At 73.6% G+C, this 26,737-nt stretch carries 21 protein-coding genes; 19 read left to right on the forward strand and 2 right to left on the reverse strand.

Annotated features, from left to right (window positions below; genetic code table 11):
• Nucleotides 1-24: 24 nt before the first annotated feature.
• The 8 genes from folC to rodA all read left to right on the forward strand — a co-directional run bounded on the left by folC (nt 25) and on the right by rodA (nt 8,967).
• Nucleotides 25-1,416, forward strand: a complete 1,392-nt coding sequence (gene folC / locus ACZ6Y7_RS15710; RefSeq protein WP_465758440.1) for a bifunctional tetrahydrofolate synthase/dihydrofolate synthase — start codon at nt 25-27, stop codon at nt 1,414-1,416.
• A 1-nt stretch (nt 1,417) separates the two neighbouring features.
• Complete coding sequence (locus ACZ6Y7_RS15715) at nt 1,418-1,771, forward strand: DUF4233 domain-containing protein (RefSeq protein ID WP_465758441.1); 354 nt, start codon at nt 1,418-1,420, stop codon at nt 1,769-1,771.
• A gap of 110 nt (nt 1,772-1,881) precedes the next feature.
• Nucleotides 1,882-2,295, forward strand: coding sequence for a nucleoside-diphosphate kinase (ndk, locus tag ACZ6Y7_RS15720; RefSeq protein ID WP_465758442.1), 414 nt, complete (start codon nt 1,882-1,884; stop codon nt 2,293-2,295).
• 321 nt (nt 2,296-2,616) lie between these two features.
• Nucleotides 2,617-3,642, forward strand: a complete 1,026-nt coding sequence (locus ACZ6Y7_RS15725) for a rod shape-determining protein (RefSeq protein ID WP_030233797.1) — start codon at nt 2,617-2,619, stop codon at nt 3,640-3,642.
• Nucleotides 3,643-3,737: 95 nt separating this feature from the next.
• The gene (gene mreC / locus ACZ6Y7_RS15730) at nt 3,738-4,688 is read left to right on the forward strand and encodes a rod shape-determining protein MreC (RefSeq protein ID WP_465758443.1); all 951 of its coding nucleotides are present in this window, start codon (nt 3,738-3,740) and stop codon (nt 4,686-4,688) included.
• Between the two features lie 3 nt (nt 4,689-4,691).
• Nucleotides 4,692-5,336, forward strand: a complete 645-nt coding sequence (gene mreD, locus ACZ6Y7_RS15735; RefSeq protein WP_402215708.1) for a rod shape-determining protein MreD — start codon at nt 4,692-4,694, stop codon at nt 5,334-5,336.
• 50 nt (nt 5,337-5,386) lie between these two features.
• Nucleotides 5,387-7,771, forward strand: a complete 2,385-nt coding sequence (gene mrdA / locus ACZ6Y7_RS15740) for a penicillin-binding protein 2 (RefSeq protein WP_465758444.1) — start codon at nt 5,387-5,389, stop codon at nt 7,769-7,771.
• A complete protein-coding gene (rodA, locus tag ACZ6Y7_RS15745; RefSeq protein ID WP_465758445.1) occupies nt 7,768-8,967 on the forward strand; it encodes a rod shape-determining protein RodA in 1,200 nt (399 codons plus the stop codon). The genes mrdA and rodA overlap by 4 nt, the downstream gene beginning before the upstream one ends.
• Before the next feature lie 102 nt (nt 8,968-9,069).
• Here rodA and ACZ6Y7_RS15750 read toward each other — a convergent pair whose 3' ends face one another.
• Nucleotides 9,070-10,368, reverse strand: a complete 1,299-nt coding sequence (locus tag ACZ6Y7_RS15750) for a M14 family zinc carboxypeptidase (RefSeq protein ID WP_465758446.1) — start codon at nt 10,366-10,368, stop codon at nt 9,070-9,072.
• A 493-nt stretch (nt 10,369-10,861) separates the two neighbouring features.
• Here ACZ6Y7_RS15750 and ACZ6Y7_RS15755 point away from each other — a divergent pair, with 493 nt between their 5' ends.
• The 6 genes from ACZ6Y7_RS15755 to obgE all read left to right on the forward strand — a co-directional run bounded on the left by ACZ6Y7_RS15755 (nt 10,862) and on the right by obgE (nt 20,183).
• Complete coding sequence (locus ACZ6Y7_RS15755; protein WP_465758447.1) at nt 10,862-12,790, forward strand: TIGR03960 family B12-binding radical SAM protein; 1,929 nt, start codon at nt 10,862-10,864, stop codon at nt 12,788-12,790.
• 255 nt (nt 12,791-13,045) lie between these two features.
• Nucleotides 13,046-13,846 (forward strand): TIGR03936 family radical SAM-associated protein, encoded by an 801-nt coding sequence (locus ACZ6Y7_RS15760; protein WP_465758448.1) that lies wholly within the window; start codon nt 13,046-13,048, stop codon nt 13,844-13,846.
• Nucleotides 13,847-14,243: 397 nt separating this feature from the next.
• Nucleotides 14,244-17,765, forward strand: coding sequence for an Rne/Rng family ribonuclease (locus ACZ6Y7_RS15765; RefSeq protein ID WP_465758449.1), 3,522 nt, complete (start codon nt 14,244-14,246; stop codon nt 17,763-17,765).
• A gap of 228 nt (nt 17,766-17,993) precedes the next feature.
• Nucleotides 17,994-18,311 (forward strand): 50S ribosomal protein L21, encoded by a 318-nt coding sequence (gene rplU / locus ACZ6Y7_RS15770; protein ID WP_045696828.1) that lies wholly within the window; start codon nt 17,994-17,996, stop codon nt 18,309-18,311.
• A 14-nt stretch (nt 18,312-18,325) separates the two neighbouring features.
• Nucleotides 18,326-18,583 carry a 50S ribosomal protein L27 gene (rpmA, locus tag ACZ6Y7_RS15775; RefSeq protein ID WP_030058248.1) on the forward strand — a complete coding sequence of 86 codons (258 nt, stop codon included), beginning with the start codon at nt 18,326-18,328 and terminating at the stop codon, nt 18,581-18,583.
• Between the two features lie 121 nt (nt 18,584-18,704).
• A complete protein-coding gene (gene obgE, locus ACZ6Y7_RS15780; RefSeq protein WP_465758450.1) occupies nt 18,705-20,183 on the forward strand; it encodes a GTPase ObgE in 1,479 nt (492 codons plus the stop codon).
• Between the two features lie 84 nt (nt 20,184-20,267).
• On the opposite strand, the gene ACZ6Y7_RS15785 is transcribed toward obgE, so the two are convergent.
• A complete protein-coding gene (locus ACZ6Y7_RS15785) occupies nt 20,268-21,041 on the reverse strand; it encodes a hypothetical protein (RefSeq protein ID WP_465758451.1) in 774 nt (257 codons plus the stop codon).
• A gap of 313 nt (nt 21,042-21,354) precedes the next feature.
• Between ACZ6Y7_RS15785 and proB the strand changes: the two genes are divergently transcribed.
• The 5 genes from proB to ACZ6Y7_RS15810 all read left to right on the forward strand — a co-directional run bounded on the left by proB (nt 21,355) and on the right by ACZ6Y7_RS15810 (nt 26,710).
• Nucleotides 21,355-22,491, forward strand: a complete 1,137-nt coding sequence (gene proB, locus ACZ6Y7_RS15790) for a glutamate 5-kinase (protein WP_402215734.1) — start codon at nt 21,355-21,357, stop codon at nt 22,489-22,491.
• A gap of 174 nt (nt 22,492-22,665) precedes the next feature.
• On the forward strand, nt 22,666-23,190 hold the full coding sequence (locus tag ACZ6Y7_RS15795; RefSeq protein ID WP_465758452.1) for a hypothetical protein: 525 nt from the start codon (nt 22,666-22,668) through the stop codon (nt 23,188-23,190).
• A 221-nt stretch (nt 23,191-23,411) separates the two neighbouring features.
• A complete protein-coding gene (locus ACZ6Y7_RS15800; RefSeq protein ID WP_465758453.1) occupies nt 23,412-24,734 on the forward strand; it encodes a glutamate-5-semialdehyde dehydrogenase in 1,323 nt (440 codons plus the stop codon).
• 160 nt (nt 24,735-24,894) lie between these two features.
• Nucleotides 24,895-25,479: an SCO2584 family spore wall biosynthesis protein gene (locus ACZ6Y7_RS15805; RefSeq protein ID WP_465758454.1), complete on the forward strand. Its 585-nt coding sequence runs from the start codon at nt 24,895-24,897 to the stop codon at nt 25,477-25,479.
• Between the two features lie 169 nt (nt 25,480-25,648).
• Nucleotides 25,649-26,710, forward strand: coding sequence for an SCO2583 family membrane protein (locus ACZ6Y7_RS15810; protein WP_465758455.1), 1,062 nt, complete (start codon nt 25,649-25,651; stop codon nt 26,708-26,710).
• The last annotated feature ends 27 nt before the right edge of the window (nt 26,711-26,737 follow it).

The following is a 26,737-nucleotide window of genomic DNA, read 5'->3' on the forward strand; positions in this document are numbered from 1 at the left end:
GCCCCCGCTCCGTAGACTGTGGTCGTGAGCGACAAGGCCGACCCGAACCCGTACACCATCCGCCCCGCCGACGGCGGCACCGGAGACGCCCTGCGCGACGTCGAGGTGGAACTCTCCAAGCGCTGGCCGGAGAACAAGCTGGAGCCCTCGCTCGACCGGATCGAGGCGCTGATGGACATCCTGGGCCAGCCCCAGCGCTCCTTCCCGTCCATCCACATCACCGGCACCAACGGCAAGACCTCCACCGCCCGGATGATCGAGCAGCTGCTCAACACCTTCGAGCTGCGCACCGGCCGCTACACCAGCCCGCACGTCGAGTCCGTCACCGAGCGGATCAGCCTCGACGGCGCCCCGATCAGCCCCGAGCGCTTCGTCGAGGTCTACCGCGACATCGAGCCCTACGTGCAGATGGTCGACGCGGCCCAGCCGGTGCCGATGTCCTTCTTCGAGGTGCTGACCGGCATGGCCTACGCCGCCTTCGCCGACGCCCCGGTGGACGTCGCCGTGGTCGAGGTCGGCATGGGCGGCTCCTGGGACGCCACCAACGTCATCGACGCGGCCGTCGCCGTGATCACTCCGATCGGCCTCGACCACACCGACAAGCTCGGCGAGACCACCGGCGAGATCGCCGTCGAGAAGTCCGGGATCGTCAAGACCGGCGCCGTCGCCGTCGTCGCCCAGCAGCAGCTGGACGCCGCCCAGGTCATCCTGCGCCGCGCCGTCGAGGTGGACGCCACGGTCGCCCGCGAGGGCATGGAGTTCGGCGTGATCCGCCGCGAACTCGCCGTCGGCGGCCAGCTCGTGACGCTGCGCGGACTCGGCGGCGAGGAGTACGAGGACGTCTTCATCCCGCTGCACGGCGAGTACCAGGCGCACAACGCGGCGCTGGCGCTGGCCGCGGTCGAGGCCTTCTTCGGCGTCGGCGGCGCCCGCGGCGGGCAGCTCGACGTGGAGAAGATCCGGCAGGCCTTCTCCGGCGTGTCCTCGCCGGGCCGCCTGGAGGTCGTCCGCCGCAGCCCCACCATCGTCCTGGACGCCGCGCACAACCCGCACGGCGCCCGCGCCACCGTCGCCGCCCTCACCGAGTCCTTCGGCTTCACCCGGCTCGTCGGCGTGATCGGCACCTCCGGTGACAAGGACGTGGCCGGCGTGCTGGAGGCCTTCGAGCCGATCCTGGCCGAGGTCGTCATCACCCAGAACTCCACCCACCGCGCGATGGACGTCGACGCGCTCGCAGCCCTGGCCGTCGAGGTCTTCGGTGAGGACCGCGTCCAGGTCGAGCCCCGCCTCGACGACGCCATCGCCGCCGCCGTCACCCTCGCCGAGGAGGAGGGCGACCTCGGCGGCGCCGGGGTGCTGGTCACCGGTTCGGTCATCACGGTGGGCGAGGCCCGCCTGCTGCTCGGGAGGAAGTGACATGAGGACGCTCTGCTCTTCGACGCTGATCGGCGAAGCGCTGCTGATCATGTTCGCGGCGCTGGTCGCGATGCGGCTCTCCGACGTCTCCACCGGGGAGATCTGGACGGTCAGCGGCATCGCGATGGCCCTGTGCATCGCGCTCTGCGGCATGATCGACCGCCCCGGCGCGGTGCCGATCGGCTGGGCGCTGCAGATCGGCCTGATCGCCAGCGGCTTCGTCCTGCCGACCATGTTCGGCCTCGGCGTGGTCTTCGCCGCCCTGTGGTGGTGCTCGGTGCACTACGGCCGCAAGGTCGACGCCTTCAAGGCCGCCCGCGCCGCCGCCACCGAGGCGGCCGCCGTACAGGCCTGAGGCCGCGGACCGGCGCACCGACACGCCGTGTACGCAAGGTAACCTCTGCCGTGTCGGGGCCCGCTCGTCGACCCGACCGTCCGCCGAACCGAATCCCCAGGAGACGCCCCGTGTCCCAGCGCACTCTCGTCCTGCTCAAGCCCGACGCCGTCCGCCGCGGCCTGGCGGGCGAGATCATCAGCCGCATCGAGCGCAAGGCCGGCTGGCGGCTCGCCGCCATGGAACTGCGCACCTTCGACCGGGCGACGCTGGAGCACCACTACGAGGAGCACGTCGGCCGCCCCTTCTACGAGCCGCTGCTGGAGTTCATGACCTCCGGCCCGTCGATCGCGCTGATCGTCGAGGGCGAGGACGTCGTGCCCGGCGTCCGCATGCTGGCCGGCGCCACCAACCCGCTGGAGGCCGGCGCCGGCACCATCCGCGGCGACTACGCGACGATCACCCGGGAGAACCTGATCCACGCCTCCGACTCCCCGGAGTCGGCCGAGCGCGAGATCAAGATCTTCTTCCCGGCCCACGCCTGAGCCGGGCCGGGCGGCACGCCCGGAGGACCTTGGGACTGCCCCGGTCGGGACCATTGGCCCGGCCGGGGCATTCTTATCGTGAAATAGGGAACTGGGGATCCCGACACGGCGTCCCAATCCGGGGAGAAGCGATCACGCTCCGGACAATGGACGGTATGCCCCACGTCGACGTCCGTACCGCGAGGCGTGACTACGATGGACGCGACTCAAGGGCCCGGTAAGGCAGCTCAGCTGGTCTCCGCCCAAGCGTGGGCGCACGCAGTCGTCCACCCCCCATGAACTCCGAGCCCGGGAAGGCACCCACACCCCATGGCGAGCAACCTGTCGTTCATCGGCCGCGACTTGGCGATCGACCTCGGAACTGCCAACACGCTGGTGTACGTCAGGGGCAAGGGCATCGTCCTGAACGAACCGTCGGTCGTCGCGGTGAACACCAACACCGGCGGCATCCTCGCCGTCGGCGCCGAGGCCAAGAAGATGATCGGCCGCACCCCGGGCAACATCGTCGCCATCCGCCCGCTCAAGGACGGCGTGATCGCCGACTTCGAGATCACCGAGCGGATGCTGCGGTACTTCATCCTCAAGATCCACCGCCGCCGCTACCTCGCCCGCCCCCGCGTCGTCGTCTGCGTGCCCTCCGGCATCACCGGCGTCGAGCGCCGCGCCGTCATCGAGGCCTCCTCCCAGGCCGGCGCGCGCCAGGTGCACATCATCGAGGAGCCGATGGCCGCCGCCATCGGCGCCGGCCTGCCCGTCCACGAGGCCACCGGCAACATGGTGGTCGACATCGGCGGCGGCACCACCGAGGTCGCGGTCATCTCCCTCGGCGGCATCGTCACCGCCCAGTCCATCCGGGTGGCCGGCGACGAACTCGACAACGCCATCGTCCAGCACATCAAGAAGGAGTACTCGCTCCTGCTCGGCGAGCGCAGCGCCGAACAGATCAAGATGAGCATCGGCAGCGCCTTCGGCCTGGAGGGCGAGAAGGACGAGCACGCCGAGATCCGCGGCCGCGACCTCGTCAGCGGCCTGCCCAAGACCGTGGTCATCTCCGCCGCCGAGGTCCGCGAGGCCATCGACGAGCCGGTCAACGCCATCATCGACGCGGTCAAGACCACCCTCGACCAGTGCCCGCCCGAGCTGGCGGGCGACGTCATGGACCGCGGCATCGTGCTCACCGGCGGCGGCGCCCTGCTGCGCGGCCTCGACGAGCGGCTGCGCCGCGAGACCGGCATGCCGATCCACATCGCCGAGAACCCGCTCGACTCCGTCGCGCTCGGCTCCGGCAAGTGCGTCGAGGAGTTCGAGGCGCTCCAGCAGGTACTCGACGCCCAGCCGCGCCGTTAGCAGCACGTACACATCCGACACTCGACTGAACGGGCGGCCGCCCGGGCCCCACAGCCCCGGGCGGCCTCCAGGTACGAAGGGGCAGTACCAGCACCGTGAGGGACACACGAGAGAGCCGGCTGCTGCTCATCCTGCTGGTGGCCGTCGCCTTCGCGCTGATCACCGTCGACATCAAGGGCGGTGAGGACTCCCCGCTCGGCCCCGCCCGGCACGCCGCCGCCGGCGTCCTCGGCCCGGTCGAGCGCGGCGCCGCCACCGTCGTCGACCCGGTCGCGGACACCGTCCGCGCCTTCCGGGACGCCGCCACCAACAGCGGCCGCACCGATCAGCTCGCCCGCGAGAACACCGAACTGCGGCAGAAGCTCGCCTCCTCCGACATGGCCGCCGGGCGCACCAAGCAGCTGGACGACCTGCTGCGCACCGCCGGCGCCGGCGGATACACCGTCAAGGCCGCCCAGGTCATCGCGATCGGCCCGGCCCAGGGCTTCTCCTGGACCATCACCATCGACGCCGGCAGCGACGACGGCCTCACCCGCGACATGACCGTGATCAACGGTCAGGGCCTGGTCGGCCGGATCACCACCGTCGGCCCGACCACCGCCACCGTGCTGCTCGCCTCCGACCCCGGCTTCTCGGCCGGCACCCGGCTGGAGGGCACCGGCGAGATCGGCTTCGCCTCCGGCGGCGGCGACAGCCCCATGAAGGTCTCCCTGCTCAACGGCAAGGCCCAGGTCAAGGCGGGCGACCGACTGGTCACCTTCGGCTCGCAGAGCGGGCGCCCGTTCGTGCCCGGCGTCCCCGTCGGCAAGGTCATCGAGGTCCAGGCCAACGCCGGACAGCTCACCAAGACCGTCCTGGTCGAGCCCTTCGTCCAGTTCACCCGGCTGGACCTGGTCGGCGTGGTCGTCGTGCCGCCGCGCGCCGACCCGCGCGACGCCGTCCTGCCGCCGGCCCCCGCCGCGCCCGCTCCGGGCCAGGCCCCGGCCGCCCCCGCCGCGCCGGCCTCGCCCGCCGCACCGCCCGCCAAGCCCAATGGGGGGAACTGAGCCATGCGCCTCGCCCGCATCCCCGTCTCCGCCGGCCTGATCCTGTTCGGCCTGATCCTCCAGGTCAGCGTCTTCGGCCGGCTCCAGCTCCCCGGAGCGACCCCGGACATACTGCTGCTCGTCGTGGTCGGCCTGGCCATGGTCTACGGGCCCACCGGCGGCTGCCTGGTCGGCTTCGCGGCCGGCCTGCTGGCCGACCTCGCACCGCCCTCCGACCACGCGATCGGCCGCTACGCGCTGGTGCTCTGCCTGATGGGCTACGCCGCCGGACTGCTGCGCCCCGACCACGGCCGGCAGCGCTCGGTCTCCAGCGCGCTGCTGGTGGTGGGCGCCGCGGCGGTCGCCTCCACGCTGCTGTACGCCATGGTCGGCGCCCTGGTCGGCGACACCGCCGCCCGGCACGTCGGCCTCGGCGGACTGGTGATCAGCGCCCTGCTGTACGACCTGCTGCTGGCGCCCTTCGTGGTGCCGCTGGTGATGATGCTCGGCCGCCGCTTCGGCCGCGACCCGGTGGCCGCGGCCGACGACGACGAGAACGGCCCGGGCCTCGGCCTGGGCTCGCTGGCCCGCTACCGCACCACCCGTGAGGTCTCGTCCGGCCCGAGCTACAAGAAGCGGCGCGTGCCCGGCTTCGTCCGCCGCCCGTAACCGTCCGGCCCCGACCTCCCGACTTCCCCGCACCCTGGAGCGCACGAGACGTGAGCAACATCCCCGAGACCGGCCGCACCCGGCGGGTGACGATCCGGCTGGTGGTGCTGCAGATCCTGGTGCTGTCGCTGCTCGCCACCCTCGGCGGGCGGCTGTGGTACCTGCAGATCCGCAACGCCAAGGAGTACACGGCCAAGGCGACCGGCAACCACATCCGCGAGGTGGTCGAGCCGGCCGTCCGCGGCGAGATCCTGGACGCCTCCGGGCGGCTGCTGGCCGGCAACGAGACCCGACTGGTCGTCTCCGTCAGCCGCACCTCGCTGCTGCAGCAGAAGGACGGCGGCAAGGCGGTGCTGTCCCGGCTGGCCGAGGTGCTCGGGATGCCCGCCAAGGACGTCCAGGAGAAGGTCCGGCTCTGCGACGCCAAGACCCCGCAGCCCTGCTGGAACGGCTCGCCCTACCAGCCGATCCCGGTCACCAAGGAGGCGACCACCCAGCAGGCGATGCAGATAATGGAGCGCCGCGAGGACTTCCCCGGGGTCACCGCGCAGCCCACCGCCGTACGCCGCTACACCGGCGTCGAGGGCGCCAACCTGGCCCAGGTGCTCGGCTACCTCTCGCCGGTCACCGACGAGGAGGTCAGCAAGACCGCGGACAAGACCGGCCTGGACCGCTACCTGCCGGCCGACCAGATCGGCCGGGCCGGCCTGGAGTCGGTGTACGACCGCGACCTGCGCGGCACCGCCGGCATCACCAAGCTGGAGGTGGACAACCTCGGCCGGGTGATCGGCACCGCCGGCACCGTCGCCCCGAAGACCGGCGACAACCTGGTCACCAGCATCGACGCCCGGGTGCAGAAGGTCGTCGAGGACAACCTGGCGCAGGCCATGAAGGACGCCCGGAACACCTTCGACAAGGTCACCAACCGCAACTACGAGGCCGACTCCGGCGCCGCCGTGGTGATGGACGTGCACACCGGGCGGATCATCGCCATGGCGAGCGCGCCGACGTACGACCCGAACCTCTGGGTGGGCGGCATCAGCGGCAAGGACTACCAGGCGCTGACCAGCAAGGAATCCAACTTCCCGCTGCTGAACCGGGCCATACAGGGTCAGTCCGCCCCCGGCTCGACCTTCAAGGTCATCTCCACCACCGCCGCCGTGCAGGCCGGCTACCCGCTGGACGGCACCTACCCGTGCCCGAAGAGCATGACCATCGGCGGTCGCGAGTTCAAGAACTTCGAGAGCGAGAGCTTCGGCTCCATCACGCTGGAGAAGGCGCTGGAGGTCTCCTGCGACACCGTCTTCTACGGCCTGGCGAACGACCAGTGGGTGAAGGACGGCGGCATCAAGCCGAAGAAGGACCCGGGCGACTGGTTCTTCAAGACCGCCCACCAGTTCGGCCTCGGCGCCAAGACCGGCATCGACCTGCCGGCCGAGGTGCCCGGCCGGGTGCCCGACCGGCAGTGGAAGCAGTCCTTCTACGACAACAACAAGGACGCCTGGTGCGCCCAGGCCAAGAAGGGCGGCAACAGCTTCTCCGACCAGATCGCCCGGGAGAACTGCGTCGACGGCTACCAGATGCGCGCCGGTGACGCCGTCAACTTCGCGATCGGCCAGGGCGACACCCTGGTCACCCCGGTCCAGATGGCCCGGATCTACTCGGCGCTGGCCAACGGCGGCACCTTCTACCGGCCGACCATCGCCAAAGCGGTGATAAGCCCGGGCGGGGACCTCGTCCGCGAGATCGCCCCGCAGGCGGACGCCAAGTTCCCCGGCGACCAGAAGCTGCTGAGCTACATCGACCAGGCCACCGCGGGCGTCATCACCAGCGGCACCGCCGCCTGGAAGTTCGCCGGAGCCGGCTGGCCGCAGGACAAGATCCAGCTGCACGCCAAGACCGGCACCGCCGAGGTCGAGGGCAAGCAGACCACCTCCTGGCTGACCACGTACAGCAAGGACTACGCGGTCGTCATGACGATAAGCCAGGGTGGCACCGGCTCCGGTGGTTCCGGTGACGCCGTCCGCCGGATCTACCAGGCGCTGTACGGCGTGGACGACAAGGGCAACGTCGACACCACGAAGGCGCTGCTGCCGACCCCGCAGGCCGAGCTGCCGAAGTTCAACCCGGACGGCACCGCGATCATCAAGCCGGCCGCCTACTCGGTCGACCGCGCGCCGGGCGCTCCGGCCCCGGCCTCCGCGCCGGTGCCGGCGCTGCTCGACCCGGCGCAGGACTCCGCGCCGGTGCCGGCGCTGCTCGACGCGGCACAGGACTCCGCCCCGGTGCCCGCGCTGCTCGACGCGGCGCGGCCGGGAGGGGCTGCGGCGGCGGCCTTCCTGGACCAGGCACCGCCGACCGACCCCGCGGTCTCGTACACCGCGGCCGATGCCGCGCTGGAACCCGGCCGCGGCCCGGGAAGGGGACGGGCATGACCTCCTACGGCTCCTACCGGCAGCTGCGGCTCGCCCCGCAGCGGGGCGGGGTGCCCAAGGCCCTCGCCAAGGACTCCCCGCTGTGGCGGCTGGACTGGATACTGCTGCTGGCCGCGCTGGCCCTCTCGGCCGGCAGCGCGCTGCTGGTCTGGTCGGCCACCCGCGGACGCGACTCGCTCACCCACGGCGACCCGCAGTACTTCCTGTACCGGCACCTGACCAACTTCGTGGTCGGGCTGGTCCTGTGCGCCGTGGTGATAGCGATAGGGAGTCGCCGCTTCCGCACGATCGTGCCGTTCCTGTACGTCGGCGTGATCCTGATGCTGCTGGCGACGCTCAGTCCGCTGGGCTCGACCATCAACGGCGCGCACTCGTGGATCCAGCTCGGCGGCGGCTTCTCGATCCAGCCCGCCGAGTTCGCGAAGCTCGGGATCGTGCTGGCGATGGCGGTCGTGCTGTCGGACCAGGTGGACGCGGGGGAGCGGGAGTTCCCCTCGAACCGGGCGGTGTTCCGCGGCCTGATCTGGGCCGCCCTGCCGATGGGCATAGTGCTGCTGATGCCGGACGCCGGCTCGGTGATGGTGATGGCCGCGATCGTGCTGGGCATCCTGCTCGGCTCGGGCGCGGCGAACCGCTGGGTCCTCGGCCTGCTGGTGGCGGGCGGCGCCGGGTGTGTGGCGATCTGGAAGTTCGGGCTGCTGAGCAAGTACCAGATCGACCGCTTCGCGGCCTTCGCCAACCCGCAGCTGGACCCGAACGGCGTCGGCTACAACACCGCCCAGGCCCGGATCGCCATCGGCTCGGGCGGACTCACCGGCAAGGGGCTGTTCCACGGGACGCAGACCACCGGGCAGTTCGTGCCGGAGCAGCAGACCGACTTCGTGTTCACCGTCGCCGGGGAGGAGCTGGGCTTCGTCGGCGCGCTGGCGATCATCGCGCTGGTCGGGGTGATCCTCTGGCGGGCCTGCCGGATCGCCCGCCAGGCGACCGACCTGTACGGGACGATCGTCGCTGCCGGGATCGTCGCCTGGCTGTCCTTCCAGGCCTTCGAGAACATAGGGATGTGCCTGGGCATCATGCCCGTCGCGGGCATCCCGCTGCCGTTCGTCTCGTACGGAGGGTCCTCGATGTTCGCGAACTGGATGGCGGTCGGACTGCTCCAGGCGGTCCGGAGCCAGCGGCCGATAGCGGCCTGAGCGACTGCGCGCGGGGGCCGGTCCGGGGAAACCCGGGCCGGCCCCCTTGGCGTGTCCAAAGTCTTTTCCCAGCGGTTCAGTTGACGGATCGTCAGGAAACCGTCAGGGGTGCAGCAGGCAGTCGGCGGCGGTCAGGACGGCGCGGGTCTGGTGGGCCAGCTGCTCCTGCACCGGGACCCAGCGGGCGCCGAAGCGGTGGCGCAGCCGGTCCAGGCTGTCGGCGACGACGGCCCGGGCGCGCTCGCGGGCGGCCTCCGCGCCCGGTCCGCGGCCGTCCGCGAGCAGCCGCAGCAGGATCGACGCGACCCGCAGCGGCAGCCGGGCCGCGACCAGGCCGGCGGTGGTCACCCGGGAGGCGGAGAGCGGCTGGGCGCCCCAGCGGTCCAGCCACTCCGCCGCCACCCGCGGGGCCACCGCCAGGTTGAACTCGGCGGTGCGCACCAACGGGCCGTACGCCTCGTGACCGTGCGCGGGGACCCGGGCCAGCAGGGCGGTGAGCTCCTCGGCGCGCGCGGTCAGCTCGTGGGCGGCCGCGGCGAGGGCCCGAGGGCCCTCCGGGTGGGACCGGGCGTCGCCGACCGCGTCCACCGCCCACATCGGGACCTCCAGCACGGCGGTGACCGCGCCGTGGCGGGCGGCGTAGGACCAGGTGGACAGCTCCGGCTCGTCCGGCAGCGCACGGGAGGCCTCGGAGCTGCCGGGCGCTGGCATCAGATAGGTGCCGGGGGAGGGGCTGGCCCAGCCCATCGCGTCGTAGGAGTCCACGTCGAGCGGCAGGCCCGCCCGGGCGGCGGAGCGGGCGAAGCGCTCGGCCAGGCCCGGCACCGGGCCGGTGAGCTGCGCGAAGGCGCCGCCGAAGTCCACCCCGTGCAGCGAGCACTGCAGGAACGGGCGCAGCTCGTCGATCAGACCGGTCAGCGCGAGGCTCTCCGGCATCGGCGGGCGGCCCGAGCCGGGGGCGGGCAGCAGCTCCGGCTGCTCCTCGAAGGCGGGGCGGAAGAAGTGCTCGTAGTGACGGCCCATGGTCAGCGGGCCGTCCAGCCAGCCGGCGTTGAGCGCCGCGCCGTCCGGGTCCAGGCAGAGCAGCAGGTGCCAGGACAGGCCGGGGACGGCCGGGCGCTCCAGCAGCAGCTCGGCGAGCCGGACCGCCCCGGCGGTGCCGATCGGCTCGTTGGGGTGCGGTCCGCCGACCACGAGCACCGCGCGCGGCCCGCGGTCGACCGAGAGCAGCAGCAGCGGGCGTCCGGCCCGCGAGCGGCCCACCTCGCGAAGCCGGCAGCGGTCCGGGTGGCGCAGGGCGAACCGCCGGGCGGCGGCCTCGGCCTGCGCCTGCGTGGGGTAGCGGGCCGGCCGGGTGTCGAGGGTCCGGAGGGGGCGGATCCGCCGACCGGTGTCGGTCATGGTTCTCCTTGCGCCGGTCGTACGGCTCGTACGGCCGCCGGGGCGCGGGCGAGCGGGTGCGCCGCCGGACACGGAGTGCGGGCGGGAGGCGGGGCACCGCGGGCCGGGGACGGCGGCCGGGCGGACACGGGACGGGCCTGGTGAGGGTGGACGGGGCCGTGCGTGCGGGGGAGGGAGAGGGTCGCGCCGGGGGAACTCCGGCGAGGGCCCGAGCGTACGACCCAACTCCTGTGTCCGGAAGGGGTACCGGTGCCTTTGGCGGAGCCCCGTCAGTACCGCACGGGCCGTCCGGGCGTGTCAACGGCGGACGGCCCCGGGCGGCGGGCGCGCACTGCGCGTGCCGGGGCGGACACCCGACGGCCGGGTCGCGCCGGAGCGCGGAGGGCCCCCACTCCGGGGCAGGCGGTCCGATCCCCGGATTGGGCTACCCTTGAGGGTCACCCCTCCCGTGCCGGCTCGCGGCACCGAATCACGTCGTAAGGGTTCCTAGTACATGACTGTCGAATCGGTCTTCCCACGCCTGGAGGCCCTCCTCCCGCACGTCCAGAAGCCGATCCAGTACGTCGGCGGCGAGCTCAACTCGACCGTCAAGGACTGGGACGCCTGCGACGTCCGCTGGGCGCTGATGTACCCCGACGCCTACGAGGTCGGGCTGCCCAACCAGGGCGTCATGATCCTCTACGAGGTGCTGAACGAGCGCGAGGGCGTGCTCGCCGAGCGCACCTACAGCGTCTGGCCGGACCTCGAGGCGCTGATGCGCGAGCACGGCGTCCCGCAGTTCACCGTCGACGCCCACCGCCCGGTGAAGGCCTTCGACGTGTTCGGCCTGTCGTTCTCCACCGAGCTCGGCTACACCAACATGCTGGCCGCGCTCGACCTGGCCGGCATCCCGCTGGAGTCCAAGGACCGCACCGACGAGGACCCGATCGTCCTGGCCGGCGGCCACGCGGCCTTCAACCCGGAGCCGATCGCGGACTTCCTGGACGCGGCGGTGATCGGCGACGGCGAGCAGGCCGTCCTCGACATGACCGAGATCATCCGCGCCTGGAAGGCCGAGGGCCGCCCGGGCGGGCGCGACGAGGTGCTGCTGCGCCTGGCCCGCACCGGCGGGTTCTACGTGCCGAAGTTCTACGACGTGGAGTACCTGGCCGACGGCCGGATCGGTCGCGTCGTGCCGAACGCCCCGGGCGTGCCGTGGCGGGTGTCCAAGCACACCGTCATGGACCTGGACGAGTGGCCGTACCCCAAGCAGCCGCTGGTCCCGCTCGCGGAGACGGTGCACGAGCGGATGTCCGTGGAGATCTTCCGCGGCTGCACCCGCGGCTGCCGCTTCTGCCAGGCCGGCATGATCACGCGCCCCGTGCGGGAGCGAAGCATCACCGGCATCGGCGAGATGGTCGAGCGCGGGCTGAAGGCGACCGGCTTCGAGGAGGTCGGCCTGCTGTCGCTGTCCAGCGCCGACCACACCGAGATCGGCGACATCGCCAAGGGCCTGGCGGACCGCTACACCGACGACAAGATCGGCCTGTCGCTGCCGTCCACCCGCGTCGACGCCTTCAACATCGACCTCGCCAACGAGCTGTCCCGCAACGGGCGCCGCTCGGGCCTCACCTTCGCCCCCGAGGGCGGCAGCGAGCGCATGCGCAAGGTGATCAACAAGATGGTGTCGGAGGAGGACCTGATCCGCACCGTCGCCACCGCCTACGGCAACGGCTGGCGCCAGGTGAAGCTGTACTTCATGTGCGGCCTGCCCACCGAGACCGACGAGGACGTGCTCCAGATCGGGGAGATGGCGAAGAACGTCATCCAGAAGGGCCGCGAGGTCACCGGCCAGAACGACATCCGCTGCACCGTCTCCATCGGCGGCTTCGTGCCCAAGCCGCACACCCCGTTCCAGTGGGCCCCGCAGCTGTCCGCCGAGGCCACCGACGCCCGGCTGGCCAAGCTGCGCGACTCCATCCGCGGTGACCGCAAATACGGGAAGAACATCGGCTACCGCTACCACGACGGCAAGCCGGGCATCATCGAGGGCCTGCTCTCCCGCGGCGACCGCCGCGTCGGCGCGGTCATCCGCGCGGTCTACGAGGACGGCGGTCGCTTCGACGGCTGGCGCGAGTACTTCTCCTACGACCGCTGGATGGCCTGCGCCGAGAAGGCCCTCGCCGGCACCGGCGTCGACGTCGACTGGTACACCACCCGCGAGCGCAGCTACGAGGAGGTGCTGCCCTGGGACCACCTGGACAGCGGCCTCGACAAGGACTGGCTGTGGGAGGACTGGCAGGACGCGCTGGAGGAGGTCGAGGTCGACGACTGCCGCTGGACGCCGTGCTTCGACTGCGGCGTGTGTCCGCAGATGGACACCCACATCCAGATCGGCCCCACCGGCAAGAAGCTGCTGCCGCTGACGGTCGTGAACTCGTAGCCGTCCGTCGTCGGCCGACACCGTCGGCGGGTGACGGGCCCCACACCTCGGACCCCCGGCCGGAACGTTCCGGCCGGGGGTTCCGGCTATGCGGCTGACCAGGGGCGGAGCGAGCGGGCCGGTGGGGCGCGTACCCTTTGTGGTGACAGAGTCCGGACAGTGGCGGGAACGCGCCACGCCGGACGGGGACAACTGACTAAGGACTGAGCGACCCTGGCACGCCGTACGCCCGACGGTCCGCCGCCCGCGCCGACGGTGCAGCGGATTCGTCTCCGCTACACCAAGCGCGGCCGGCTCCGCTTCACCAGCCACCGCGACTTCCAGCGCGCCTTCGAGCGCGCCCTGCGCCGGTCCGCCGTTCCGATGGCCTACTCGGCCGGCTTCACCCCGCACCCCAAGGTCTCCTACGCCAACGCGGCCCCCACCGGGGTGGCGAGCGAGGCGGAGTACCTGGAGATCGGCCTGGCCGCCGTGCGCGACCCCGAGCAGCTGCGGGCGCAGCTGGACGAGTCGCTGCCGAACGGCCTCGACGTGATCGACGCGGTGGAGGTGCGGACGCCGAACTTCGTGGAGCGCCTGGAGGCCTCCGAGTGGCTGGTCCGGCTCGACGGCGTCGAGCCGGACGAGGCGGCGGGTGCGGTCGCGCGCTTCCTCGCCGAGGAGCGGGTCGAGGTCGAACGCCTCACCAAGAACGGCGTGCGGGTTTTCGACGCGCGCGGCGCGGTGGCGGCGCTGGACGTCGTCCCGGCCCAGGTCGACGGCGGTGCGGACACGGAGGCAGGAACCGACCACGATGTTCGGACCGGCCGTCCCTGTGCGATACTGCGCCTGGTAGTACGACACGCCACACCCGCCGTACGACCCGACGACGTATTGTCCGGTCTCCGTGCGACGGCCGACCTGGCGCCGCCGGTCCCCGCAGAGGTGACCAGGCTGGCGCAGGGGCCGCTCGACGAGGGGACCGGCACGGTGACCGACCCGCTGGCGCTCGACCGCGCCGCGGCCCCGGCCGGCTCGGAGCCGGGCGCCGGGCCGCGCGCTACCGCGCCCGCCTAGCGGGCGGAGGCCGGGTCCAGTGCCTCACTGGACCCGATGGTCCTCCAGGGTTCCCGCGGCTCCCCAGGGGAGCGAGCGTCGTCGCAGCACAGGCCTGCCACCCGGGGCCTGCCGGCCAGGACGGCCGGTGGGCCCGGGGCCCCGTCCGGGAGCCACCCGGGGTTGGGGGACGGCGCAGCTTGGGAAAACCTTCAGAAGACTGGTCAGACCAGAAGACTTTCGACACCCCGCCGAGCGCGGGGCGCCGAGCGAGACTACGAGCCCCTGTGCGGCCTCGCGTCCGCGCGGCGGCACCGTGAACGGGTCCGGCCCGGGCATCCCCTGGATGCCGGCCGCCCACAGGTGCCGCGCCGTGCCCGGATGCGGAGCCCGGGGGCCTGACGGGAGATCCACCCGCATGCTCGATAACACCGATCCGCAGCAGAACGCGGCCACGGAACCGAACGACTCCACCGCGACCGGTGGCGAGGGCGCGTCCGCCGCGCCGCCGCGCCGCCGTCGCCGCGCGGTCTCCCGCCCGGCGGGCACCCCGCAGGGCGCGGCCGCCGAGGCGGCCGAGACCGTGCTGCCGGCCGAGGCGCCGGCGGTCGAGGCCGCCGTCGAGGCGCCGGCCGCCGCCGAGCCGGTGGCCGAGAAGCCGGTCCGGGCCCGCCGGACCCGCAAGCGCGCCGAGGCCCCGGCCGGAGCGCCCGAGACCAGCGCGATCGTGGTCACCGCGCCGGAGGCCGCAGCGGTCCCGGCCGAGGCCGCCGTCGAGGCGCCGGCCGCCGCCGAGCCGGTGGCCGAGAAGCCCGCCCGGGCCCGCCGCGCCCGCAAGCGCGCCGAGGCCCCGGCCGGAGCGCCCGCCGCCGTCGAGGCCGAGGCCCCCGCCGTGGAGGCGCCGGCCGTCGAGACCCCCGCCCCCGCGGCCGCCGAGCCGGCGGCCGAGGAGGCCCCCGCCGCTCCGGCCCGCCGTCCGCGCCGCCGTCGCGTGGTCGAGGCCGCGCCGGTCGTCGAGGCCCCGGTCGAGGAGCCCGCCGCCGAGGAGCCGCAGGCCGAGGAGCCCGCCGGCACGGAGGAGACCGAGGAGGAGGCCGCCCCGGCCGCCGCCGAGCCGGCCGCCGCGCCCGCCCCGGCCGCCGAGGCCGAGCCGCACCACCGGGTGCGCCGCCGCGCCGTCCGCCCGGCCACCGCCGTCTTCCAGGCCCCGGTCTTCCAGGAGCCGGCCCCCTACGTGGCGCCCGCGCAGCAGCAGCCCGCCGCCGCCCCGGCGCCGGTCGAGGCCCCGGCCGCGGCCGAGCGCGACGAGGACGACGAGTACGAGTACAGCGGCGTCGGCCGCCGCCGCCGGGTCCGCGCCCGGGTCGAGTCGGCCCGCCGCAAGCCGGTGGCCGCGCCCGCGCCCGCCCCCGTCGTCCAGGCCCCGGTCGAGACGCCGGCCGTCGAGGCGCCCGCCGCCGAGGCCCCCGCCGCCGGTCCGGAGACCGAGGGCGAGTGGGAGGAGGACGGCCGCCCGTCGCGCCGTCGCCGCCGGGGCGGCCGTCGCCGCCGCCGTGGCGAGGCCGAGGAGTTCGAGGCCGCCGAGGCCGCCGAGGCCGAGCAGCCCGCCGCCGAGGAGCCGGCCGAGGCCGTCGAGGAGGAGGGCGACGAGGACGACGACCTGGCCGCCGGCCTGTCCTCCTCGCGCCGTCGCCGCCGCCGTCGCCGCCGCAGCGGTGAGGCCGGCGCCGTCGAGACCGCCGAGACCACCGAGGACGGCGTCCGCACGGTCGTGAAGGTGCGCGAGCCCCGCCGCCGCTCCACCGAGCCGTCCTTCGACCCGGACGAGGTGCAGTCCATCAAGGGCTCGACCCGTCTGGAGGCGAAGAAGCAGCGCCGCCGCGAGGGCCGCGAGCTGGGCCGCCGCCGGGTGCCGATCATCACCGAGGCCGAGTTCCTGGCCCGCCGCGAGTCGGTCGAGCGCGTCATGGTGGTGCGCCAGAACGGCCAGCGCACCCAGATCGGCGTCCTCGAGGACGGCGTGCTGGTCGAGCACTACGTCAACAAGGAGCAGGCCACCTCGTACGTCGGCAACGTCTACCTGGGCAAGGTCCAGAACGTGCTGCCGTCGATGGAGGCCGCCTTCGTCGACATCGGCAAGGGCCGCAACGCGGTGCTGTACGCCGGTGAGGTCAACTTCGGCGCGCTGGGCGGCCACGGCGGCCCGCGCCGGATCGAGTCGGTGCTGAAGTCCGGCCAGTCCGTGCTGGTGCAGGTCTCCAAGGATCCGATCGGCCACAAGGGCGCCCGCCTGACCAGCCAGATCTCGCTGCCCGGCCGCTACCTCGTGTACGTGCCCGAGGGCTCGATGACCGGCATCTCGCGCAAGCTGCCGGAGAACGAGCGCGCGCGTCTGAAGCAGATCCTCAAGAAGATCGTCCCGGACGACGCGGGCGTCATCGTGCGCACCGCCGCCGAGGGTGCCTCCGAGGAGGAGCTGACCCGCGACGTCCAGCGGCTGCAGCAGCAGTGGGAGGACATCCAGAAGAAGGCCGCGACCGGCAACGCCCCGGCGCTGCTCTACGGCGAGCCGGACATGACCGTCCGGGTCGTCCGCGACATCTTCAACGAGGACTTCACCAAGGTCATCGTCTCCGGCGACGAGGCGTGGAAGACCATCCACGAGTACGTCACCAACGTGGCCCCGGACCTCGCCGAGCGGCTCCAGCGGTGGACCTCCGAGGTGGACGTGTTCGCCACCTACCGGATCGACGAGCAGCTGATGAAGGCGCTGGACCGCAAGGTCTGGCTGCCCAGCGGCGGGTCGCTGGTGATCGACCGCACCGAGGCGATGGTCGTCATCGACGTCAACACCGGGAAGTTCGTCGGCCAGGGCGGCAACCTGGAGGAGACGGTCACCCGGAACAACATCGAGGCGGCCGAGGAGATCGTGCGCCAGCTGAGGCTGCGCGACCTCGGCGGCATCATCGTGATCGACTTCATCGACATGGTGCTGGAGTCCAACCGCGACCTCGTGCTGCGCCGCCTGCTGGAGTGCCTGGGCCGGGACCGGACCAAGCACCAGGTGGCCGAGGTCACCTCGCTGGGCCTGGTCCAGATGACCCGCAAGCGGGTGGGCCAGGGCCTGCTGGAGTCCTTCTCCGAGCCCTGCGTGCACTGCAACGGCCGCGGCGTGATCGTCCACATGGAGCAGCCGAGCGCCCACGTCCACGCCCCGTCCGCCCCGGCGGGCGAGGCGGCCTCGGGCGGCGGCAAGCGCCGTCGCCGGGGCAAGGGCGGCGCGGGCCACGAGGAGCCGCAGGCCGTCGAGGCCGCGGTGGCCGAGCCGGTGGCCGCGGAGGCCGTCGAGGAGGCGGCCGAGCCGGTGCGCGAGGAGATCGAGGGCCAGCTGGCCCTGGAGGTCCCGGGCGTCGAGGCCGCCGAGACCGCCGAGGCCGCCGTGGCGGCGCCGGCCGTCGAGGCGCCGGTCGTCACGGAGGCCGCGCCGGCCGCTCCGGCGGGCCGTCCGCGCCGCCGTGCGGTGCGCAAGGCGACGGCTCCGGCCGGGTCCCCGGACACCGCCGAGATCGTGGTGCTGCAGGCGAAGGCCGAGGCGGCGCTGGAGGCGGCCCTGGAGGCCGCCGCCCCGGCCGTCGCGGCAGCCGCCGCCGAGGCGCCGGGCGAGCCGGTCGTCGTCGCGGAGGCCGCGGCCGTCGAGGCCCCGGTCGAGGAGGCCGCCGAGGCTCCCGCCGGCACCGAGGCCCCGGCCGAGGACGCCGCCGCCGAGGAGGCGCCGGCGCCGAAGAAGCGGGCCGCCCGCAAGACCGCCGCGAAGAAGACCGCCGCCAAGAAGACGACGACGGCGGCCAAGAAGACCACCGCCCGCAAGACCGCCACCAAGCGGACGAGCGCGGCGGCCAAGAAGGCCGCGGCCGCCGAGGGTGATACGGCGGCCGAGTAGTGCCCACGCCCGGGGCGGGAGCCATCCCGCCCCGGGCCGTACGGGCCGGTTTGCCCCTGGGGCGGCCGGTCCGTATTCTTGACCATCGGCGTGTCTACGCCATGCTCCCGAGCACATCACCTCCCCGAGGTCGCCGCGTCCGCGCGGAGAGCCGGGGAGAGGCTCCTGTGTCCGTACCCAGGTGGCTGGCGTCGGGGGTTCCGACCGAGCAAGGAAAGCAGGTACCGCATGTACGCGATCGTTCGCGCAGGCGGCCGCCAGCACAAGGTCGCCGTGGGCGACGTGCTGGAGATCGACCGCATCGAGGCCAAGCCGGGTGACTCGGTCGAGCTCTCGACCATCCTGGTCGTCGACGGTGACGCCGTCACCTCCGACCCGTGGGTCCTGGCCGGCGTGAAGGCTCACGCCGAGGTGGTCGACCAGACCAAGGGTGACAAGATCGTCATCCTGCGTTACAAGAACAAGACCGGCTACCGCCGCCGTCAGGGCCACCGCCAGCAGCACACCGCGGTGCGCATCACCAGCATCGACTCGGTCAGCAAGTAAGGGGTTAGCGAGATATGGCACACAAGAAGGGCGCAAGCTCTACCCGTAACGGCCGTGACTCGAACGCCCAGCGCCTCGGCGTGAAGCGCTTCGGCGGCCAGGTCGTCTCGGCCGGCGAGATCCTCGTCCGCCAGCGCGGCACCCACTTCCACCCGGGTGCGGGCGTCGGTCGCGGTGGCGACGACACCCTGTTCGCGCTGACCGCCGGTGCCGTGCAGTTCGGCAACCGCCGCGGCCGCAAGGTCGTCAACATCGTGGCCGTCGAGGCCTGAGTCCCCGCGGACTCCCGAGTCGCATAAAGACTCACAGTGAAGGGTGGGCCGGAATTCTCCGGTCCACCCTTCGCGCTTTACGCAGGTAGCAAGCAGACTCTCGCGCACTGGAGGCACACCCATGACCACCTTCGTGGACCGCGTCGAACTTCACGTCGCCGCGGGTAACGGGGGCCACGGCTGCGCCTCCGTGCACCGCGAGAAGTTCAAGCCGCTCGGCGGCCCGGACGGCGGCAACGGCGGTGAGGGCGGCAGCGTCATCCTCACCGTGGACTCGCAGGTCACCACCCTGCTCGAGTACCACCACTCGCCCAAGCGCAAGGCCACCAACGGCAAGCCCGGCGCGGGCGGCAACCGCACCGGCGCCGACGGCGAGGACCTCGTCCTGCTGGTGCCGGACGGCACCGTGGTGCTGGACCGCAAGGGCAACGTGCTGGCCGACCTGGTCGGGCACGGCACCAGCTTCGTCGCCGCCCAGGGCGGCCGCGGCGGCCTCGGCAACGCCGCGCTGGCCTCGGCCCGCCGCAAGGCGCCCGGCTTCGCGCTGCTCGGCGAGCCCGGCGAGGCCCGCGACATCGTGATGGAGCTCAAGTCCGTCGCCGACGTCGCCCTGGTGGGCTACCCGAGCGCCGGCAAGTCCTCGCTGATCTCGGTGCTCTCCGCCGCCAAGCCGAAGATCGCGGACTACCCGTTCACCACCCTGATCCCCAACCTCGGCGTGGTCACCGCGGGCGACACCGTCTACACCATCGCCGACGTGCCCGGCCTGATCCCGGGCGCCAGCCAGGGCCGCGGCCTCGGCCTGGAGTTCCTGCGGCACGTCGAGCGCTGCTCGGTGCTGGTGCACGTGCTGGACTGCGCCACCCTGGAGCCCGGCCGCGACCCGCTGACCGACCTGGAGACCATCGAGGCCGAGCTCTCCGAGTACGGCGGCCTGGACGACCGCCCGCGCCTGGTCGCGCTCAACAAGGTCGACGTGCCGGACGGCCAGGACATCGCCGACCTGACCCGCGCCTCCCTGGAGGAGCGCGGCTACCGGGTGTTCGAGGTCTCCGCCGCCTCCCGCAAGGGCCTGCGCGAACTGAGCTTCGCGATGGCCGGGATCGTCGCCGAGGCGCGCGCCGCCAAGCCGGCCGAGGAGTCCACCCGGATCGTGCTGCGGCCCAAGGCCGTCGACGACGCCGGCTTCACCATCACCGAGGAGGACGGCGCCTACCGCATCCGCGGCGTCAAGCCGGAGCGCTGGGTCCGTCAGACCGACTTCGCCAACGACGAGGCCGTCGGCTACCTCGCGGACCGGCTGGCCCGGCTCGGCGTCGAGGAGCAGCTGTGGAAGGTCGGGGCGCAGGAGGGCGACACCGTCATCATCGGCCCCGAGGAGAACGCCGTCGTCTTCGACTGGGAGCCGACCATGGCCGCCGGTGCCGAGATGCTCGGCCGCCGCGGTGAGGACCACCGCTTCGAGTCCCCGCGCCCGGCGGTCGACCGCCGTCGCGAGAAGCAGAAGGGCCGGGACGCGGCCGAGGCCGAGTTCCTCGCCTTCGAGGCGCTGTCCAGCGGTCGCCAGTCCGCCATCGAGGGCGACGACGAGGACTACTGAGCCCGTCGGGCCGCCTGACGCGCACGGCCCCCGTCACCTGTCCGGGTGACGGGGGCCGTGCGCGTCGCGAGAGGTGACGTGACGTCACTTCGTCCAGGCGGCCTGGACCTTGGTGAGGTCGGTGGAGTCGCCGTAGCTGATCATCACCGGGGAGCCGCCGGCCGCGAAGCTGACGATGTCGCAGCCCTTGAACTCGACGCCCTTGGTGGCACCCGAGAAGCTCGGGGTGTTGCACTTGGGGATCTTCACCGAGGCGACCGGGTTGGCGAACATCGCGGTGTTGCCGGCCGCGTCGTAGGCCTTGAGCTTGGAGTCGGGGGCGCTGAAGGTCAGCTTGGTGTCCCCGAGGTTCTTCATCGTCCAGCTGACGTAGAACAGCGCCCGGCCCTCCAGGCCGGCGGTGTTGGCCTTGGCGTCCTGGAAGTCCTGCAGCGAGCCCGGGACGACGCCGGTGACGGTGAACTCCAGCTTGGCGTCGGTGTTCGAGGTCTTGTCGACGAACTCCACGGTGGCGGCCTGGCCGAACTTCACCGACGCGCCGGCCTGCGGCAGCTTGCCGGCCCCGGCACCGCCGCCCGCGGCGCCGGCCGTGCCGGCCCCGCCCGCGGCCGCGCCGGCTCCGCCGGTGGCGCCGCCAGACGGAGCGGCGGTCGAGCCGCCGGCCGCGCCCCCGGCGGCCGCGCCCCCGGTGGTTCCCGCGGTGGCGCCCGGAGCGCTGCCGGTCGGCGCCGGGGCGGCACCGGTGGAGCCGCCCGCCGGGGCGGCCGGGTCGGCGTTGTCCGGGCCGCACGCGGCGAGCGACAGGGCGGTGGCCGCGGCCAGGGCGGCGACGGTGAGCTTGGTGGTGTACGAACGCATGATGCGCTTTTCTCCCGGGCGCGCGACCGCGAACCGTTGCCGGCCTGCCCAGTGCGGCGCCGCCCTCTCATGACAGCAGGGTCGAAGACGAATTGGGTCCAGCGGGCAAGAAGCCGTCCCCCGATCTGGCTTTCGGTCAGGGACCATACCAGCCGCCCGGATTGGCGTACGGACTGTGGCGAGCCCGTGACCACCCCGGGTCCAGCCGGTGAAACGGCCTGCGGGAGAACCGTGCGAATCGCGTAGATTTCGGGGGTGACGGCCGGGCCCCGGTCCGCCGTACCCGCACCACACCGGAAAGGCGTACAGCGAGATGACCGAGGACTCTCTGCGGGAGGAGGTGCTGACCGCACGGCGGATCGTGGTCAAGGTCGGCTCCTCCTCACTCACCACGGCGGCCGGCGGCCTGGACGCCGACCGCGTCGACGCACTCGTCGACGCGCTCGCCAAGGTGCGCAACCGCCCGGGGGCCCCGGAGGTCGTGCTCGTCTCCTCCGGCGCCATCGCCGCCGGACTCGCCCCGCTCGGCCTGGACAAGCGGCCCAAGGACCTGGCCCGCCAGCAGGCCGCCGCCAGCGTCGGCCAGGGGCTGCTCGTCGCCCGGTACACCGCCTCCTTCGCCCGGTACGGCATCCGGGTCGGGCAGGTGCTGCTCACCGCCGAGGACGCCAGCCGGCGCGCCCACTACCGCAACGCCTACCGCACGCTGGACCAGCTGCTGGCGATGGGGGCGATGCCGATCGTCAACGAGAACGACACCGTCGCCACCGCCGAAATCAAGTTCGGCGACAACGACCGGCTCGCCGCGCTCGTCGCCCACCTCGTCCGGGCCGACCTGCTGGTCCTGCTCTCCGACGTGGACGGCCTCTACGACGGCGACCCGTCCCGCCCCGGCACCAGCCGGATCGCGCGGGTCACCGGCCCGCACGACCTCGACGGCATCGAGATCGGCAGCGCCGGCAAGGCCGGGGTCGGCACCGGCGGCATGGTCACCAAGGTCGAGGCGGCCCGGATCGCCACCGGCGCGGGCATCCCGGTGGTCCTCACCGCGGCCAGCCACGCCGCCGACGCGCTGGCCGGCCGCCCCACCGGCACCCTCTTCCTGCGCACCGGCGCCCGCACCTCCGACCGGATGCTCTGGCTCGCCCACGCCAGCAGCCCGCGCGGCGCCCTGCACCTGGACGCGGGCGCCGTCGACGCCGTGGTCTCCGGCGGCGCCTCGCTGCTGCCGGCCGGGGTCACCAAGGTCGACGGGGACTTCGCCGCGGGTGATCCGGTGGACCTTCTTGCCGAAAACGGCCACATCGTGGCTCGCGGACTGGTCAACTTTGATGCGAGGGAGTTGCCCCGCCTGCTCGGCCGGTCCACCCGCGACCTGGCCCAGGAGTTCGGCGCCGGGTACGAGCGTGAGGTCGTCCACCGCGACGACCTGGTCGTTCTGCGCGGCTGACCGGCCCGGCGGGCCGGCACCGGCCGCCGGCCGATCGGCGCAGTGCGGACGGCGGGCCGCTCCGTACCGGGAGCGGCCCGGCCAGGGGCGAGGAAGGGCGCAGCCGTACCGGTCGGCCGAGGGCCGGCGGGGCCGGCGGGGGACGACACGAGATCGCCGAACAGGAGGCCGCCGGTGGAACGCAGGCGCGAGGCAGCGCTGACCGGAGGGACGGCGGGCCGACGGCTGACCAGTATCGACGGCGGGCGCGGGGACGGCCCCGCCGAGCCGGCCGGTCCGCCGCCGCAGGGACCGGGCGGGGCGCGCAGGCTGCGCCCCCAGCGCGCGGACGAGGCGGACCCGCCCACGGTGCCCGAACAGGCACGGCTGTGGCACGTGGTGCTCAGCGTGGCCGGGCAGGTCACCCCGCTGTCCTCGCTGCGGGCCTCGCTGGAGCAGCTGGCGCACGACCACTCGTTCTTCCTGACCGCCCGCTACGCGGCCGACCACGCCGAGATCCGGTACTGGGAACAGGCCCGGGACCTGCACGACGCGGCGGCGATCGCGCTGCGGCTGTGGGGCGAGCACAAGGTCACCGCGAACCTGCCGCCGTGGGAGATCGTCGGGCTGGAGGTGGTCGACCGGGCGACGTACCACAAGCGGGTGGCGGAGGGCTTCGGCACGCCGCCGCCGCACCTGGGCGGGGTGCACCCGTACTGACCCGGGGCCGGGGCCCGCACTGGGCGCGTGGGGCGTGAGCCTCGTCGGGGCGCGCGGGGCGTGAGCGTCGTCGGGGTGGGCGGGGCGCGTGCGCGGTGAGCCGGCGCGGGAGGGGCCTGTCCGGCCGCCCCGGGCGACCCGCCCCGACGGGACGCGGAAGCCGTGTCTCACCGGGCGAAATGCGGACCGGCGGGCGGGGCGCAGTCGCTACCCTTGGCGGCATGACCAGCGATCTCTCCACCGCCGACAGCCCCGTCCTCGCCGTAGCGCGCCGAGCCCGGGAGGCCGCCGCCGCGCTCGCCCCGCTGCCGCGCAAGGCGAAGGACACCGCGCTGCTGGCGATCGCGGACGCGCTGGTCGCCCGCCGTGCCGAGATCCTCGCGGCCAACGCCGAGGACGTGGCCCGGGCCCGGGAGGCCGGGACACCGGAGTCGGTGATCGACCGGCTGACCCTGACCGACGAGCGGATCGCCGCGATCGCCTCCGACGTGCGCGACGTGGTCGGCCTGCCCGACCCGGTCGGCGAGGTGGTGCGCGGCTACACCCTGCCGAACGGCCTGGACGTGCGGCAGGTGCGGGTGCCGCTCGGCGTGGTCGGCATCATCTACGAGGCCCGCCCGAACGTCACCGCCGACGCCGCCGCGCTCTGCCTCAAGTCCGGCAACGCCGTCCTGCTGCGCGGGTCGGCCTCGGCCTACCGCTCCAACACCGCGATGGTCGCCGTGCTGCGGGACGCCGTCGTCGCGGCCGGGCTGCCCGCCGACGTCGTCCAGCTGGTGCCGGGGGAGAGCCGTGACTCGGTGCAGGAGCTGATGCGCGCCCGCGGCCTCGTCGACGTGCTGATCCCGCGCGGCGGCGCCTCGCTGATCCGCACCGTCGTCGAGGGTTCGACCGTCCCGGTGATCGAGACCGGCACCGGCAACTGCCACGTGTACGTGGACGCCGAGACCGACCTCGCGATGGCCGTCGGCATCCTGCTGAACTCCAAGGCGCAGCGGGTCAGCGTCTGCAACTCCGCCGAGACGCTGCTGGTCCACCAGGACGTGGCGGACGCCTTCCTGCCGCTCGCACTCGCCGCCCTGGCCGAGGCCGGGGTGACGGTGCACGGCGACGAGGCGGTGCTCAAGGCTGCCGAGGGCGGCCCGGCCACCGTCGTGCCCGCGACGGACGAGGACTGGGGCGCCGAGTACCTCTCGCTGGACCTGGCCGCCGCCGTGGTGCCCTCGCTGGAGGCCGCCGTCGAGCACATCCGCCGCTGGTCCTCCGGCCACACCGAGGCGATCGTCACCACCTCGCAGGCCGCCGCCCGGCGCTTCACCCGGTTGGTCGACTCGACCACGGTGGCCGTCAACGCGTCCACCCGCTTCACCGACGGCGGCGAGTTCGGCTTCGGCGCGGAGATCGGCATCTCCACCCAGAAGCTGCACGCCCGCGGCCCGATGGGCCTGCCCGAGCTGACCAGCACCAAGTACATCGTCACCGGTGACGGGCACGTGCGGGGCGAGGCGACGCAGACCGTCGGCGGGAGCCCGGACGCCGGCTGAGCGTCCCCCCGCGGGAACCGGGCCGGCTGCGCGTTCCCGCCGAGGAACGGCGCCGCGACCCGGCCCGCCGGGCGGGACCGCGCGGTGGCCGTCACACGTGTGACGGACCAACTGCCGGGAGCCACAGACAAAACGCCCGCCCGGTAATACGCTGAATCCCGTGGCTGAGGATGTGGGGGGCTTGCCGTACCCCGACGGCGCCGACCACGGTGGTGCGGACGACGAGTTCGCCACCGTGGTCTTCGATGAGGCCTTCGTCCGGTCCGCCGCCGTGCACGAGCCGACCGCCAAGGAGCGGCAACTCGCCGCCGCCGAGGCCCGGTTCGAGCCGGACGCCGCGGGCGCGGGCTGGGGCTATGACGTCTCGGCCGGGGACGGGCTGCCGCTGGAGCTGCGCCCGTACCCGAGCGGACTCGACGAGGACCACCACTACCCCGATCCCTGGTCGGGACCCGGCCGGGCGACCGACCGCCGGGCCCGGCGCGGGTGGCGGCGCGGCTACGACCCGGTGCGCGGACGCGGCCGGTACGTGGCCCAGCAGCGCTGGCACCGGCCGGTGGCCTGGGTGCTCGCCGTGATCATGGGCGTGAGCCTGGTCGCGGTGGCGGTCGCGGCGGTCTACCAGGGCGTGGGCGGGTCGGCGGGTACGCCCCGCAGGCCGGAGTCCGGCAGCAGCAGCGCCGGGGTGGACCCGGGCCCCGCGCCGGCCGAGCCGTCACTGGCGGCCACCGCGCCCGCAGGGTAGGGCCGGCGTCCGCCGGTGTCGGCCCCGCCGCCGCGGGCGTGGTGCCGGGGCCCGGGGTCCGAACTCGGTGGCGTGCGGGAGTGCGCCCGGGGCGGGTGGTCACGGAGCGTCCCCGGGAATCTGCGCCGGGCCCCTCGTGGCGGCGCGGGTGTCCGCCTACCCTGGTGTTATGGGTGACCCGCGAGAGCCTCCTGAGGGTACGCCCGAGGGCGGTTCCGGAAACGACGACGAATTCCGCTCCGTGGTCTTCGACGAATCGTTCGTCCGGGCTGCCCGGATCCAGGAGCTGTCCGCCCGGGAGCGGCTGGCGGGCTCCTTCGGCAAGGCCACCCGGCAGCGGGTGCGGCTCGGCCCGCTGGGCAGTGTTCCGCGCCAGGCGCTCGCCCTGCTGCTGCTCATCCTGATCGCCTTCGGGGCCGCGGTGTACTTCGGGGTCAGCTCCCCGAAGGGCGCCCCGGCCCGGCCCGAGGGCAGCCAACTGACCGTCAGCCTGGTCGCGTTGAGCCCCGCTTCGGCCGTCCACCCGGTCGCCGACCCGGCGAACCCCTTCGCCGCGCTGCCGTCCGGGTACGGAGACGGCACGACCGGGCTGAACACCCCGACCGGGGCGCCCACCGAGCACTTCAGCCGGGTCGAGGTGGCCAAGGCCCTCGACACCGTCCAGCGCTACCTGGTCGCCTCCTCGCTGGCCCCCGCCACCCTCGTCCAGGGCGCCACCGCGGACGTGCGGGCCTTCGTCACACCCGGTGAGCAGGCGGAGTTCGACGAGAGCGTGACCCAGCCGGTGGACGACCGGCACCACGCGGTGACCGGCTGGATGGTCCGCTTCGACCCGGCGCAGGTCGCGCTGGCCTCGGACACCGTGAAGGTGGTCGGCGCGATGCGGATCGACGAGGCGGACAGCGGGACGCTGCAGATCACCACCGACCACACCTTCGTCTACGCGCTGAAGCCCGTCGGGGCCCCGGCCGGGGCGCCCGTCACCCTGACGACCGTCCGGCGGCAGCTGACCTTCCAGTTCGACCGGATCGACCTGGCCTCGGCGCAGCTGCGGCTGGTGGACTCGGTCCTCCAGGCCGGGCCCGCGCCCTGCGGCACCTCGATGGCGGGCTTCCTACAGCCGGTGCTGGCGACCGCGCAGGGCACGGTGGTCGCGCCGCCGACGGCCGTCGACCCCGGCAACCACGCCCGGCCCGGCTGGCAGGTGTGCGGGGTGCTGGCGGGCAGCTGAGCCGAGCGCCTTCGGGCTGGTCCGGGG

The sequence above is a fragment of the Kitasatospora sp. NPDC053308 genome (assembly GCF_055585785.1).

What these genes read in the sequence shown, in the direction of transcription:
- ACZ6Y7_RS15715 (WP_465758441.1), top strand. Translation starts at nt 1,418, where the DNA reads ATGAGGACGCTCTGCTCTTCGACGCTGATCGGCGAAGCGCTGCTGATC.
- mreD (WP_402215708.1), top strand. Translation starts at nt 4,692, where the DNA reads ATGCGCCTCGCCCGCATCCCCGTCTCCGCCGGCCTGATCCTGTTCGGC.
- rodA (WP_465758445.1), top strand. Translation starts at nt 7,768, where the DNA reads ATGACCTCCTACGGCTCCTACCGGCAGCTGCGGCTCGCCCCGCAGCGG.
- ACZ6Y7_RS15750 (WP_465758446.1), bottom strand. Translation starts at nt 10,368, where the DNA reads ATGACCGACACCGGTCGGCGGATCCGCCCCCTCCGGACCCTCGACACC.
- ACZ6Y7_RS15755 (WP_465758447.1), top strand. Translation starts at nt 10,862, where the DNA reads ATGACTGTCGAATCGGTCTTCCCACGCCTGGAGGCCCTCCTCCCGCAC.
- ACZ6Y7_RS15765 (WP_465758449.1), top strand. Translation starts at nt 14,244, where the DNA reads ATGCTCGATAACACCGATCCGCAGCAGAACGCGGCCACGGAACCGAAC.
- rplU (WP_045696828.1), top strand. Translation starts at nt 17,994, where the DNA reads ATGTACGCGATCGTTCGCGCAGGCGGCCGCCAGCACAAGGTCGCCGTG.
- rpmA (WP_030058248.1), top strand. Translation starts at nt 18,326, where the DNA reads ATGGCACACAAGAAGGGCGCAAGCTCTACCCGTAACGGCCGTGACTCG.
- obgE (WP_465758450.1), top strand. Translation starts at nt 18,705, where the DNA reads ATGACCACCTTCGTGGACCGCGTCGAACTTCACGTCGCCGCGGGTAAC.
- ACZ6Y7_RS15785 (WP_465758451.1), bottom strand. Translation starts at nt 21,041, where the DNA reads ATGCGTTCGTACACCACCAAGCTCACCGTCGCCGCCCTGGCCGCGGCC.
- proB (WP_402215734.1), top strand. Translation starts at nt 21,355, where the DNA reads ATGACCGAGGACTCTCTGCGGGAGGAGGTGCTGACCGCACGGCGGATC.
- ACZ6Y7_RS15800 (WP_465758453.1), top strand. Translation starts at nt 23,412, where the DNA reads ATGACCAGCGATCTCTCCACCGCCGACAGCCCCGTCCTCGCCGTAGCG.
- ACZ6Y7_RS15810 (WP_465758455.1), top strand. Translation starts at nt 25,649, where the DNA reads ATGGGTGACCCGCGAGAGCCTCCTGAGGGTACGCCCGAGGGCGGTTCC.